General features: G+C 73.9%; 12 protein-coding genes. 8 read left to right on the plus strand and 4 right to left on the minus strand.

Annotated features, from left to right (window positions below; all coding sequences use genetic code 11):
- Positions 1 to 121: 121 nt before the first annotated feature.
- Positions 122 to 1387, plus strand: a complete 1266-nt coding sequence (locus K7862_RS12015; RefSeq protein WP_222962486.1) for a helix-turn-helix domain-containing protein — start codon at positions 122 to 124, stop codon at positions 1385 to 1387.
- A gap of 318 nt (positions 1388 to 1705) precedes the next feature.
- Here K7862_RS12015 and sigJ read toward each other — a convergent pair whose 3' ends face one another.
- Together sigJ and K7862_RS12025 are read right to left on the minus strand one after the other, a co-directional pair.
- The gene (sigJ, locus tag K7862_RS12020; RefSeq protein WP_308011939.1) at positions 1706 to 2773 is read right to left on the minus strand and encodes an RNA polymerase sigma factor SigJ; all 1068 of its coding nucleotides are present in this window, start codon (positions 2771 to 2773) and stop codon (positions 1706 to 1708) included.
- Positions 2774 to 2997: 224 nt separating this feature from the next.
- The gene (locus K7862_RS12025) at positions 2998 to 4098 is read right to left on the minus strand and encodes a baeRF3 domain-containing protein (protein ID WP_222962525.1); all 1101 of its coding nucleotides are present in this window, start codon (positions 4096 to 4098) and stop codon (positions 2998 to 3000) included.
- Between the two features lie 297 nt (positions 4099 to 4395).
- On the opposite strand from K7862_RS12025, the gene K7862_RS12030 reads away from it, so the two are divergent.
- Positions 4396 to 5037, plus strand: a complete 642-nt coding sequence (locus tag K7862_RS12030) for a hypothetical protein (RefSeq protein ID WP_222962488.1) — start codon at positions 4396 to 4398, stop codon at positions 5035 to 5037.
- A gap of 194 nt (positions 5038 to 5231) precedes the next feature.
- Positions 5232 to 6092 carry a putative protein N(5)-glutamine methyltransferase gene (locus tag K7862_RS12035; RefSeq protein WP_222962489.1) on the plus strand — a complete coding sequence of 287 codons (861 nt, stop codon included), beginning with the start codon at positions 5232 to 5234 and terminating at the stop codon, positions 6090 to 6092.
- An 80-nt stretch (positions 6093 to 6172) separates the two neighbouring features.
- On the opposite strand, the gene nicT is transcribed toward K7862_RS12035, so the two are convergent.
- Positions 6173 to 7309 (minus strand): Nickel transporter NicT, encoded by a 1137-nt coding sequence (nicT, locus tag K7862_RS12040; RefSeq protein ID WP_262412997.1) that lies wholly within the window; start codon positions 7307 to 7309, stop codon positions 6173 to 6175.
- A 177-nt stretch (positions 7310 to 7486) separates the two neighbouring features.
- On the opposite strand from nicT, the gene cobF reads away from it, so the two are divergent.
- From cobF to K7862_RS12055, 3 genes are all read left to right on the plus strand, one after another.
- Complete coding sequence (gene cobF, locus K7862_RS12045; RefSeq protein WP_222962490.1) at positions 7487 to 8272, plus strand: precorrin-6A synthase (deacetylating); 786 nt, start codon at positions 7487 to 7489, stop codon at positions 8270 to 8272.
- Between the two features lie 125 nt (positions 8273 to 8397).
- Positions 8398 to 9129, plus strand: coding sequence for a cobalt-precorrin-6A reductase (locus K7862_RS12050; protein ID WP_222962491.1), 732 nt, complete (start codon positions 8398 to 8400; stop codon positions 9127 to 9129).
- Between the two features lie 290 nt (positions 9130 to 9419).
- Complete coding sequence (locus K7862_RS12055; RefSeq protein ID WP_222962492.1) at positions 9420 to 9650, plus strand: DUF6296 family protein; 231 nt, start codon at positions 9420 to 9422, stop codon at positions 9648 to 9650.
- A 119-nt stretch (positions 9651 to 9769) separates the two neighbouring features.
- On the opposite strand, the gene nhaA is transcribed toward K7862_RS12055, so the two are convergent.
- Positions 9770 to 11659: a Na+/H+ antiporter NhaA gene (gene nhaA, locus K7862_RS12060; protein WP_222962493.1), complete on the minus strand. Its 1890-nt coding sequence runs from the start codon at positions 11657 to 11659 to the stop codon at positions 9770 to 9772.
- Positions 11660 to 11874: 215 nt separating this feature from the next.
- Here nhaA and K7862_RS12065 point away from each other — a divergent pair, with 215 nt between their 5' ends.
- Positions 11875 to 12108, plus strand: coding sequence for an NfeD C-terminal domain-containing protein (locus K7862_RS12065; RefSeq protein ID WP_222962494.1), 234 nt, complete (start codon positions 11875 to 11877; stop codon positions 12106 to 12108).
- A 25-nt stretch (positions 12109 to 12133) separates the two neighbouring features.
- Positions 12134 to 13339: an SPFH domain-containing protein gene (locus K7862_RS12070; RefSeq protein ID WP_222962495.1), complete on the plus strand. Its 1206-nt coding sequence runs from the start codon at positions 12134 to 12136 to the stop codon at positions 13337 to 13339.
- Positions 13340 to 13400 lie beyond the last annotated feature (61 nt).

Here is a 13400-nt window from a genome sequence, read left to right on the forward strand (position 1 = left end):
GCGAGCGACCACAAGGGGGGCGTGACCACGTGTCACTGATATTCGGGCCGTGCTGCCAGGGCCGGCGGCACGCCCGCACACCGGCCGCCACAGGGCCGCGGCGGTCGGGTGAGGTGCGGGCATGAGGCACGACTTACTCCTGGCGTTACGGACCCAGCGCGGCCTGACCCAGGAAGAACTCTCGGAACGCTCCGGGATCAGCGTGCGCACCATTCGCAATCTGGAACGGGGCCGGATCCAGAGCCCCCGGCGCAGCTCGCTCGACCTGCTGTTCTCGGTGCTCGACCCGGATCCCCGCGGCCGGGCCGGCCGCGGGCCGGCCGGGGCGGCGCGTCCCGGGGGAGCGCCCGCCGACCACGGCCAGTGGCGCGGGCCACGTCCGCCGAGGACCTCGCTCATCGGGCGGGACGCCGAACTCGACCGGCTGTGCGCGCTCATCGACGCCAACCCCGTCACGGTCCTGACCGGACCCGGCGGCGTGGGCAAGACCCGCCTCGCGCTCGCGGCCGCCGAACGCACCGCCCACCGCTATCCCGGCGGGGTGGCCGTGGTCCAGCTCGGCCGAGTCCCGGCCGCGACGTCCGCGCCGGGGGCGGACGTCCCCGTGCGGCTGGCCGCCGCCCGGCAGGCCGTGGAGGCCCTCCTCGGCGGTCCGCCCGCCGGACCGGCCCCCGGGCCGGCGCTGCTGGTCCTGGACACCACCGAGCACCTCCCGCAGGTCGCCTCGCTGCTCGTGGAGGAGCTGCGCGGCGCCCGCCCGGAGGTGCGGCTGTTGCTGACCGGCCGCCGCCCTCCGGCGCTGCCCGAGGCGTGCCTGTGGGAGACCGCGCCGCTGCCCGCCGGCAGCGCCCTGCAGCTGATGCGGCAGCGGATCCTCAACGGCTGCGGCGAGCAGGAGGCGACGGCCCCTCCGGAGGCCGTCGAAGCCCTCTGCCGCGAACTGGACGGCGTGCCGCGGCTCGTGGAGTTCGCCGCGCGCCGGCTGCGGTCGGTGCCGGCCTCGGCGCTGCTGGCGCCCGAGCACGTCCTGGAACTCCTCGGATACCCGGATGTCGCCCTGCTGCCGCACCAGCGCTCGCTGCTGGCCAGCATGCGGTGGAGCTGGGACATGCTCACCGGCCGCCAGCAGGTGTTCCTGGGCCGGCTGGCCGCGCAGGCCGATCCGGTCACCGTCGAGGGCCCGGAACTGGCGTCGCTGGCACCGGAGTTCACCCGCACCGAGGCCATGTGCCTGCTCGCGGAGCTGGCGGACGCCTCCCTGCTCCAGGTAAGCAGGGGCACGCGCTACGAGTACCGGATGCTGCGCCACGTCCGGGCGTTCGTACGGCACGGGAGGCAGGAGCAGCGCCAGGCGGTCCCCCTGGGCCGGGTGGCGGCCCGGCTCTGAGCCACCGAACGGCCGGTCCGGGACAGTCCTGCGGCCGGCAGCACGCACCCCCCGTGGTACGAGCTGCCGGCCGGCAGAACTTCGGGCGTCATAGTATCAGCGGGTAAAAAAGTGGCAAGGGCCGGTAACCGCGGGTACGTCGAGGTCACACGCGTCCGCCGGCGCCGGCGGACGGTTGCTGCGGACGGGGCTCGCGCGGGGTCCGCGCCGTCAGGTTTGCCCTGACGGTGCGTCAGGCGCGTCAGATGGGTTCGGAGGCCGCCGGGTGACCGGGGAGCGTCCCGCGGGGTGCGGGTCGCCGCGCGCCGGTACGGGGGTTCACCCGGCGGCCCCCGGGTCCGCGGCGCCGGGGAGTGTCGGGATGTCCCCGGCGCCGCCGTCTTGGGGGCCGCGCGCCTCCAGGGGCGCCTCGTGCCCGGTCCCGCCCTGTCCCTGCCGCACACCCTGCAGCTTGTCGGGGTTGGTGACCAGGTAGATGTCCGTCACGTGGTCGTTCTCGGCGTCGAGGTCCACGACCATGACCGCGTACGGCGAGTCGCCGGAGAAGACCACCGCCGAGGGATCGCCGTTGACGTGCCGGTACTGGATGTCCAGCGCCTCGGGCAGTTGCGTGGAGGCGTAGCCGTTGAGCAGCCGTGCCACCTTGTCGCGGCCCTGTACCGGGCGCAGCGCCGAACGCGCCTTGCCGCCGCCGTCGGTCCACAGGGTGACGTCCGGCGCGAGCAGGTCCATCAGCTCGCAGAGGTCACCGCCCAAAGACGCCGCCACGAACCGCTCGGTGACCTGCTGCTGGACGTACGGGTCGGTCTGGTAGCGGGGCCGGCGGGCCTGCACGTGCTCGCGCGCCCGGTGGGCGAGCTGGCGGATCGCCGAGGCGCTGCGCCCGAGGATCTCGGCGATCTCGGTGTGCGCGTAGCCGAACACCTCGTGCAGGACGAACACCGCCCGCTCCAGCGGCGTCAGCGTCTCCAGCACCACCAGCAGTGCCATGGACACCGACTCGTTGCGCAGCGCGGACTCCGCCGCGTCGGTGGCCAGCACGGCCTGGGCGCTGTCCTGGGCGTCCGGGGTGCGGGTGATGAGCGGCTCCGGCAGCCACGGCCCGACGTACGTCTCCCGGCGGCGGTTGATGCTCGCCTGCCGGGCCAGGGCCTGGTTCACCGCGATCCGGACCAGATACGCCCGGGGGTTGTCGATCTCGTCGCCGAGCCCGCCCCGGCTGCGCCGCGCCCACGCCAGCCAGGTCTCCTGGAGGACGTCCTCGGTGTCCGAGACGCTGCCGAGCATGTTGTAGACGACGGAGAACAGCAGCTCACGGTGGCCCACGAACACCTCGGTCGCGCGGTCGTCCGCGGTCGCGCGGTGCTGTGCCAGCGTCTCGGTCACGATGAGCCTCCCCGTCATCCGGTCCACCCCTAAGAGCGGTGCGGCGGGTTGCTCCGTGACATCGGCCCGGCAAATGTGACGTAGGTCTCCTCTGCTGTCCGGCGTGGCGGCGTGGCGGGCTGAGCCCGGCCGAGGCCCGCCGAGACCCCGTCGTTCCTCCGTGGGCCTCCCGGCGGCCCCGGACTCGCGTCCAAGAACGCGAAATCGACGGCAGCGCGGAACCGCTAGTAGCGCAGGACCGCCGCGATGTGCCCGGCGTCGTCGAGCCCGCCGTCGGGGACGAAGTGCACCCGGGCCCCGGAGTCCAGCGCCTGCTCGGCGATCTCGTCGACGATGTCGTCGCGCGCGTTGCGGTCGCCGGAGTCCGCGGGGATCAGGTGCTCGCCGTCCTCGCGGACCGTGGTGCGGTAGCCGTCCTCGATGGCCACCAGCGAGGCCCGGCCCTCGGTGACGCAGGACCACACCTCGTCCACGCCGCCGGCGAACGCCTTGCGGCTGCGGGCCCGGTCCAGATCGGTGAGGACGTCGGCGACGAGCTGCTCGTCGCGCTCCCGGTCGGCCGCCATGATCGCCTCGCCGAGCGCGGTGCCCGGGCCTTCGGCCAGACCGCCCTGGGACACCTTGGCGACCGCTTCCCTGACCACCGGCCCCGCGTCGTCCAGCGCAGTGAGCGCCTCCACCTCGCCGACGACGTAGAGCGGGCGCGGATCGGACGCCAGAACCGTCCCGGCCGCCTCGGTGACCTCGCGCAGGAACCTGCGGGTCTCCTCGTCGCGGAAGGTGCTCGGCGTGTCCCCGATCTGCTCCTGGTGCTCGGGGTCGAAGTCCACCGACGGGCGCCGGACCGGGAACGGCCCGTCGTCGGTCGCCTCGGGCATGTGCCGGCGGCCGCCGCTCCACATGGTGGCGACCTCGGAGTCCACGGCCAGCACCCAGAAGGGCTGGTTGGCGGCGTGCGCGGCGACGAGGTTCCTGGTCAGGAACGTCTGTGCGAGCAGCACCCGGGCCGGCACCGACCGCCCGAGGGACCACACGTGGTGCTCGCCCGGCGCGGCGAAGATCGCCAGACCGTCCTCGGCGTGCACCAGGTCCACCTCGCCGAGCGCCTGGTCGAGCTGGCCGATCACGTCGATCCGGTCGGAGCGGGAGACCTCCGGATCGTTGTGGACGGCCTCCTTCGCCTCCTCCAGGAGGTTCCGCAGCCGCACGGCGTCCTGCGCGTTTTCGGGTTCCCGCCGGTGCGTGGGGAGCAGCACCGACACCGCGGGGTACTTCCGCGGGCGCCGCAGATCGGCGAGAACGGCGGGCGTCAGCGGCTGGTGCAGGGGGGCCATGGGGACACCTTTCCGGCGACGGCTGCGGCAGCCGCGGGGCGACCGCGGAGGGGACCGCCGCGGAGAGCCGAGCAAGGCGCGGCGGACGCCGCTCTGTCCCTTCCTGGATAGCGCACCCAGCCGACTTCCGCAGCCGCAGCGGCCGCCCACCTGCGGGTTCGCCGTCCGCCTCGGCGCGCCTTCGGGCCGCTCCCGCCGGGTGCCGTCACCCGCCCGGACCCACCAGGGCTGCGGCCCGGCGCGGCTGCCCGCAGCGTGGGGACCGTCTGCCGATCCAGGAGGGCACCGATGAGCCGATCGTCCGCACCCGCAGGAACGAGCACCCGGCTGCGCACCGTGACCGCCGCGGCTCTCGTCGCCTTCACCGCCGGGGGCTTCGCCGCACTGACGGCCTGCGGCAGCTCCGGCAGCGACTCCGGCGGATCCACCACGCCCCCGCCGCCCGCGTCGGCCAACCTCACCGGCGGGCTGCCGTCCGACCTGGAGTCCCTCGCGTCCGAGGCCGCGTCGGCCGCGTCCTCGGCGGCGTCCGAGGCGTCGGAGGCCGCCTCGTCGGCAGGCGCGGCCGCGTCCAGCTTCGCCGCCTCCGTCGAGGCGCGGGCCACCGCCGACGAGGCGGCGGCCAAGGCGGCGCTCGCCGGGGTCCACGGCAAGGGCAACGCGACGCAGGACGTGCAGCTGAGCGGGCTGCCCAAGAAGGAGACCGGCGGCCTGCACGCCGTCGTGGTCACCATCACCAACCACGGCAGTTCCACCGCGTCGTTCGCCGTGAAGGTCGAGTTCGCCGACTCCGACGGCAAGGTCGTGGACTCCACCGTGGTCGGCGCCAAGGACGTCGGGGCGGGCAAGCAGGCCACCCCGGTCGCCTTCAGCATCAAGGACGTCGACAAGCCGCTCTTCCCGCGCGTCGCCCAGGCCCAGCGTTACTGACCCCCTGGGACGTCGCCCCCGGAGTGGCCCGGAGCGGTCCGGGGCGGCCCGAGGCGGCCGGGCCTCCGCGAACACCCGGTCCGCGCCCGCACACTGAGGGCGGCCGGACACCGCTGGGGTAGGTTGTGACTCGCGCGGACCGCACACCGGGCGCGCGCCCACCCGAACCGCTCGCGTCGTCGCCACGGCGCCCGATGCCGGAGCCCGCCTCGCCCTCACCACAGCCGCAGTCGCCGCCGTCCCCCGAGCCGTTCGGTCTGCCGCCGGACCCGACGCCCGACGAGGTGGCCGCGGTGCTCCGGACCGCGGGCTGTGTGTTCGCCGAGGACGAGGCGCGGCTGCTGATGGACGCCGCCCGGGACCCGGCCGACCTCGCGGCCGGGGTCGCCCGCCGTGCGGCCGGCCTGCCCCTCGAACACGTCGTGGGCTGGGCGGAGTTCATGTCGCTGCGGATCGCGGTGGACGAGCGCGTGTTCGTACCGCGCCGCCGCACCGAGTTCCTCGTCGAGTGCGGACTCGCCCTCGTCCGGGAGCGGGCACGGAACCGCCCGCCGGTCGTCGTCGACCTGTGCTGCGGCTCCGGCGCCATCGGTGTCGCGCTGGCCGCGCACCTGGACGCCGCCGAGCTGCACGCCGCCGATCTGGACCCGGCCGCGGTCGCCTGCGCCCGCCGAAACGTCGAGCCGGCGGGTGGCGCCGTCCACCAGGGCGACCTGTTCGCCGCGCTGCCCGCAGACCTGCGCGGGCGCATCGACCTGCTGGCCGCCAACGTGCCCTACGTTCCGACCTCGGACGTGGCCCTGCTCCCGGCCGAGGCCCGCGACCACGAGGCGCGCATCGCCCTCGACGGCGGCGCGGACGGACTCGACGTCCTGCGGCGCGTCGTGGCCGGGGCGGGGGACTGGCTGGCGCCCGGCGGCGGGCTGCTCTTCGAGGTCAGCGAGCGGCAGGCGCCGCGGGCCGTGGCGGTGGCGCGCGACGGCGGCCTGGACGCGCGGGTCGCGGAGGACGACGAGCGCGGCGCCACGGTGGTGACGGCGCTCAGAGCGCGCTGAACGGGCGCCCGGGCCGCCCGGGCGTTCGGCCGCCGGCCCGCTGTCCGGGCCGAGGGCGGCGAACGCCCGCCGGGCCACGGTCAGTCGGCCCGCTGCTCGGCCGGGCGCAGGCCCGCCGACCACTTCTCCTCGATGTTGCCGAACTTCCATACCGCGAGCGCGATCGCCCAGGTGGCGAAGAACAGCCCGACGATGACGTAGCCGACGACGTTCAGGTCCAGGCCGCCGACCCAGTCCCAGAAGGCGCCGTGCAGCCCGGCCTTGTCGGCGACCAGCCCGAGCAGTTCCACGGTGCCGATGAGCAGGGCCACCGCGACCGACAGGCCGGTGATGGTGAGGTTGTAGTAGACCTTGCGGACCGGCTTGGAGAACGCCCACTGGTAGGCGAAGTTCATGAACGAGCCGTCGATGGTGTCCAGCAGGCACATGCCGGCCGCGAACAGCACGGGCAGGCACAGGATCGCGTACCACGGCAGGCCGGAGGCGGCTCCCGACCCCGCCAGCACCAGCAGCGCGATCTCGGTGGCCGTGTCGAAGCCGAGCCCGAAGAGCAGGCCCAGCGGGTACATCTGCCACGGCTTGGTGATCGACTTCATCACCCGGCCCAGCAGACGGTTCATGAAGCCGCGGTTGTCCAGCTGCTCCTCCAGCGCGGCCTCGTCGAAGTCGCCGTGGCGCATCCGCCGGAACACCTTCCAGATCCCGGCCAGGATCATCAGGTTGAGGAAGGCGATCAGGTACAGGAACGCACCGGAGACGGTGGTGCCGACCCAGCCCGTCACGTTGTGCAGCCCCGAGTTGTCGTCCTCGACCGGGTGCGCGAGCGCGCGCACCCCGAGCGACAGCAGGAAGGCCAGCGCGAAGACGACGCTGGAGTGCCCGAGCGAGAACCAGAAGCCCACGGACAGCGGGCGCTTGCCCTCACCCATCAGCTTGCGGGTCGTGTTGTCGATGGCCGCGATGTGGTCGGCGTCGAAGGCGTGCCGCATGCCCAGTGTGTAGGCCGTCACACCGATCCCGATGCCGAACGAGCGGGTGCCGAGGCTGTAGTGCTCGGGTGCGACGATGGCCACCAGGGTGAACCAGCCGATCACGTGCAGGGCGACGATGAACGCCGCCATGCCGCCGAGCCGCGTCCACTCCGCCCGGGACATCGACAGGGCGGCGCGGCGCCGGCGGGAGCCGTCCGCGGCCTGGCCCTCGATGGTCGTGGTCATCCTGTCGTCCTCCGTCGTCGCGGCATGGCGGTCACTCGCGCATCACATTACTAGTTGCAACTCGGTCGCAATAAGCCGGTCCGACTCAGCTCTACCCTCGGCGACCTGCTGTCATGCGTCCCAAGAGGAGGGCAGGGGAGTGCGCCCGGGGCGCGCGCCTGTGCCAGACTCCGGTCCGTGAAACAGATCCAGGTCATCGGAATCGGCGCTGGCGACCCGGACCAGCTGACCCTGCAGGCGGTCCGCGCGATCGGTGCGACGGACGTCTTCTTCCTGCTGGACAAGGGCGAGGACAAGGCCGAACTCGTCGCCCTGCGCGAGCAGATGCTCGCCGAGCACGCCCACCGCCCGCACCGCGTGGTGGTCGCCCGCGACCCCGACCGCGACCGGACCGCGGCGACGCCCGGGTACGCCCCGGCCGTGGACGACTGGCGGCGGCGTCGCGCCGACGTCTTCGAGCGGCTGCTGATCGACGAGCTGGCCGACGGCGCGTGCGGCGCGTTCCTGGTGTGGGGCGACCCCGCGCTCTACGACAGCACACTGGGCACCCTGGAGGAGGTCCACGCCCGCGGCACGGTGGACTTCGACTGGACCGTCGTGCCCGGCGTGAGCAGCGTCTCCTCGCTCACCGCGCGCCACCGCACCGGGCTGAACCAGGTCGGCCGCCCCGTGCAGATCACCACCGGGCGGCGGCTCGCCGAGGGCGGACTGCCCGACGGCGCCGACGACGTCGTGGTGATGCTCGACGCCCGCCGGGCGTTCGCCCCCCTCGCCGGGCAGGGCCTGCACATCTACTGGGGCGCCTACCTCGGCACCCCCGACGAGATCCTCGTCTCCGGCCTGCTCGACGAGCCGCTCGCCGCCCACATCACCCGGGTCCGCGAGGAGGCCAGGGCCCGCAAGGGCTGGATCATGGACACCTACCTGCTGCGGCGCCCCGCCGCCCGGGACGACCGGTCCTGAGCGGCGCCCGGGACCGGGACGCCGACGGACCCGCGACGACGGGGCCCCGGACAGCCGGGACGGGCGCCGGGCGCGAACCCGCGGCGGCGCACGCGTCGGAGGCGACGGGCCGGGCGGTGCGGCGGGTGCTGGTCCTGGGCGGGACCGGTGAGGCACGGGCGCTGGCCGCGCTGCTCGACGGCGACGCCCGGTTCGACGTGACCCTCTCCCTCGCCGGGCGCACCGCCTCCCCGCTGCCCGCTCCCGGCCGCACACGCAGCGGCGGGTTCGGGGGAGCGGAGGGCCTGGCGCAATGGCTGCGCGCCGAACAGGTCGACGCCCTGGTCGACGCCACGCATCCGTTCGCGGCCGCGATCAGCGGCCACGCCGCCGCGGCGGCCGCGGCCACCGGGGTGCCGCTCCTGGCCCTGCGCCGCCCGGGCTGGACGCCGGGCCCCGGCGACCGCTGGTACCCCGCCGCCACCCTCGCCGAGGCGGCCGGGCTGCTGCCCTCGCTCGGCGCCCGGGCCTTCCTCACCGTGGGACGCCAGGACCTCGCCGTCTTCGCGGACACCGGCGTGTTCTGCCTGATCCGCTCGGTCGACCCGCCGGCCGTGCCGCTGCCGCGCGACCACCATCTGGTGCTCGCCCGGGGCCCGTTCGGCGTCGACGACGAGCTGCGGCTGCTGCGGGACCACCGGATCGACGTCCTGGTGACGAAGGACAGCGGCGGCAGCGCGACGGCCGCCAAGCTCACCGCCGCCCGCGAGCGGGGCCTGCCCGTGCTGGTCGTGCGGCGCCCGCCGCCTCCGCCCGGCGTCCCGGTCGCCGCGACCGTGGAGGAGGCCGCCGGCCGGCTGCGCGCCCTGCCGGGCTGACGGCCGGCATCAACCGATCGCTGGATGCCGGGATCCACCGATCGTCCCCGGCCCCAGCCCGCCGGACGATCCGCCGGCCCCGCCGCGCGCGGGAGTCTTCCGGCGGCGACGGCGCACCGCGCCGTCGGCTCGTGGCCGCCGGTTACGAGGCGAGACTGCTCGACCGAGAGCGCCCGGTCACTCTTCGTGACCGGGATGTGCGCACGGGCCGGGTGCGGGGGATGATGGGTGAGGCCGCGAGACGGGTGGAGGGGCGCCGCGCCCCTCCGGACCTGGTCGGGAGGCAATGCATGGATTACCCCGAACATTTCCAACTGGTCTTCGGTGCGCCCGCCGCGGGCGACGACACCATCGTCGTGCATCGCACCGACAGATCAGGAGCGGGCGGCTACCCCATCTACGAGGACGACTCCGGGATCGTGCGCGCCGAGATCAGCCCCGAGGGCGAGGTGCGGATGATGGCCAGCGGTGGTCACCAGGACCCCGGCATGCCCAAGGTCGTACGGCCCGAGGAACCCTGACCGGCGGCGTCCCGGCGACACGGCGGGGCGGACCGGGCACCCGCCCGACCGCCCCGCCTCCGCGCTCGGCCGCGTCCACTTCCGGCCCGCGCCGGTCCCGCTCCCCGCAGCCTGCGGGCTCAGCCGCCGCCCAGCAGCAGGGCGCGGTCACGGGCGGCGACGACCGCGCGTGACAGGCTGTCGATGTCGTAGGCGCCGTGGTGGCGGCGGCCGTTGATGAAGAACGTCGGTGTGCCCGACACTCCGCTCAGGTCCGCCGACTCCACGTCACGGGCCACCCGCGGCGCCCCCTTGCGCTGCTTCAGGGACTCGCGGAACTTGTCCACGTCCAGGCCGATCTCCTCGGCGTGGCGCAGCAGGTCCTTGACGCCCAGCGCCTCCTGGTTCTCGAACAGCAGGTCCCGCATCTCCCAGAACTTGCCCTGGAACGCGGCCGCCTCGGCGGCCTCCGCGGCCATCTGCGCGTGCGGATGGACGTCGTTGAGCGGCAGGTTGCGCCACACGTAGCGCACGTCGCCGAAGTCGGAGAGCAGCTCCCGCACGACGCTCTCGGCCTGCCCGCAGTAGGGGCACTCGTAGTCGCCGTACTCCACGATCGTCACCGGCGCGTCCATCGGCCCGCGCACGTGGTCGGAATCGGGGTCCACCGGGTCGGTGAGGTCCACCACCGACTGCGCCTTGCCCAGCAGCGCCCGGGCCCGGCGGGCATCCGGCATCCGCTCGATGACCAGCGCGACCAGGGTGGTGTCCACCATGGCGAGCACCACGGCGCTCAGCACGCCGATCTTCGCCTGCTCGAGCTGCTGCCCGTGGAAGGCCAGGGTGGCGATCAGCAGGGAGACGGTGAAACCGATCCCGGCGATCGTGCCGCCGCCGAGCACCGCTCCCCAGCCCACCGGGGGTCGCAGCCGGCCGTGGCTGAGCCGCGTCGCCAGCGCCGACGTCGACACGATCGCGATCGGCTTGCCCACGCCGTAGGCCAGCAGGACGCCCAGCGTGATCGGCGAGGTGAACGCGGCGGCCAGCACCGAGCCGTTGATCTGGATCCCGGAGTTGGCCACCGCGAACAGCGGCACGATCACATAGCTGCTCCACGGGTGCCAGATCCGCTGCAGCCGGTCGTTGGGGGACACCGCCGAGGCGATGCCCAGCCGCGCCTCGCGCTCCAGGTCGGCCGTGGGCTGCTCACGGAACGAGACGAAGAGCCCGCTGGCCCGCTCCAGGGCGTCCCGCTGCGCGGGATAGGCGTACGCCATCATCCCCATGATCAGGCCGACCACCACCGGGTCGACCCCGGAGTGGACGAACGCCACCCACGCCACCACGCCCAGCACCAGGTACGCCGCCCCCCGGCGGACCCCGGTGCTGCGCACCACCCCCGTCACCAGCAGCGTCCCGATGCCCACGAAGAGCGGCGTCCACGAGATGTGCTCGCTGTACGCCACGGCGATCACCGCGAGCGCCACGAAGTCGTCGACGACGGCCACGGTGAGGATGAAGGTGTGCAGCCGGCGGGGGAAGCGCGAGCCGAGCAGCGCCAGCATGCCGAGTGCGAAGGCGGTGTCGGTGGACATCGCGGCGCCCCAGCCGTGCGCGGTGGAGCGGCCCGCGTTCACCGCCAGGTACAGCAGCACCGGCACCACCATGCCGCAGATGCCGGCCAGCATGGGCAGCGGGATGCGGCGCCGGTCGCGCAGCTCGCCCATGTCGAACTCACGCCGTGCCTCCAGCCCCACGACGAGGAAGAAGAACGTCATCAGGCCGCTGTTCACCCAGTCGCGCAGCTCCATGTCCACGCCGTGCCCGCCCAGCTCGACCGACAGCCGGGTGGCCCACACGGTGGCATAACCGTGCGGCCAGATGTTCACCCATGCCAGTGCGACGAGCGTCCCCGCCAGCAGTACCGCCGCGCTGCCGGTCTCGGTACGGATGAACGCCCACGGTGACGTGGGCGACGGACCCTCGCGTTCGGTCCGCCCCGACCAGGGCGCTGTGAACCCCCGGAACATCCAGCCTCCTCACTCTCCTGCCTGTTGTCCTCACCCTGGCACGACACGGGCCGATCCGGCGCGCCGGGACCGCGGAACGGACCGTGGCGCCGCTGGAACCGGCGGCCCCCGGCACGCGTATTGGGTAGCGACGGCGGCCTCCTGGCAGCCGTCGCAGGTGGGAGGATGGTCAGGGTCGGAGATTCGGGAATCCACGAGACGAGGGGCGGCCGTTGATGGCTCGGGACGACGCTGTGATCGGCTGCAGCGGACGGCTGCTGGTCGGCACCCGGGGGCCGGACGGCCCCGGCGAGGTGCTGGTGAGCGTCCGGGGGGGCACCGAGGCGTTCCTGGCCTGGTCCGACGCGCCTCTGCCCACGGGTTCCGCGGTGCTCGTGGTGGAGTCCCGCGGCAGTCGCCAGGTGGACGTCATCGAATGGCTCGACCCGCTCGAAGCGCCGGCCGGCTGAGCCGCGCACACGAAGGAGACGAAGGATGTTCGGATATCGCGTTCCCGCACCGGACGAGGCGATGCTCATCTCGGGCGGCCGGCGGGGGCTGGGGGGTGCGCCGTTCCGGGTCGTCACCGGGCACGGCAAGTTCGTGCTGCCGATCTTCCGCAAGACCCGCTTCCTGACCCTGGCGATGTGTGAGGCCGAGGTCTCGGAGCGGTGCGTGACCAAGCAGGGCATCTCGCTGACGGTCAAGGCGGTCATCGCCTTCAAGGTCGGCAACGACCACGAGAGCATCGTCAACGCCGGCCAGCGGTTCCTCTCCGACCAGGACCAGATGTCGATCCTGACCGGCCGGGTCTTCGCCGGTCACCTGCGGTCCATCATCGGCTCGATGACCGTCGAGGAGATCGTGACCGAGCGGCAGAAGCTGGCCACCGAGGTCCTGGAGACCTCCAAGGCGGAGATGGCCAAGATCGGGCTGATCGTCGACTCGCTGCAGATCCAGTCGATCGACGACGGCGACACCGGCTACATCGACGCGATGTCCGCGCCGCACAAGGCCGCGATCCAGCGGCAGGCGCAGATCGCCCAGGCGCAGGCCACCCAGGCCGCCGTCGAGGCCCAGCAGGCCGCGGCGCGGAACCAGGCCGAGTACGCCCGGCAGACCGCGATCGTGCAGGCCGAGTACAACGCCGAGGTCGACCGGGCACAGGCCCAGGCCGCGCAGGCCGGACCGCTGGCCCAGGCGCACGCCCAGCAGGAGGTGCTCGCCGCGCAGACCGAACTGGCTCTGCGCGCCGCCGAGTTGCGCCAGCAGGAGCTGGTCGCCGAGATCGTCAAGCCGGCCGAGGCCGAGGCCGAGCGGATCCGGGTGCTGGCCGTCGCCGACGCCGAGCGGATGCGCATCCAGGCCGCCGCGGCCGCCTCGCACGACCGTGTCGCCCTGGAGCGGATGCTGATCGACCAGCTCCCGCAGATCGTCAAGGAGGCGTCCGCGGGCCTGGCCGGCGCCAACGTCAACGTGCTCAACGGCGCCGACGGCCTGAGCGAGATCGCGGCGGGCCTGGTGAGCCAGGGCCTGACGATCCTGGACTCGGTCCGCAAGAACCTCAACGGGGAGGACGGCGGCGGTAACGGCGGCGGACCCGGCACCGTGGCTCTGCGCGGCTACGTCGGGGGCAAGAACCCGCGCGGCGGCACCGACGGCCGCAACGGCTCCTCCGACGGACCGGTCGACATCGACTGACACGGACCGTCCGGGGCGTCGCGTCACGCCGGGGGCCCGCGCCCCGGACGGCGGGCCGACG

Origin of the sequence: Actinacidiphila acidipaludis (assembly GCF_019890725.1) — a bacterium.
Lineage (GTDB): Bacteria > Actinomycetota > Actinomycetes > Streptomycetales > Streptomycetaceae > Actinacidiphila > Actinacidiphila acidipaludis.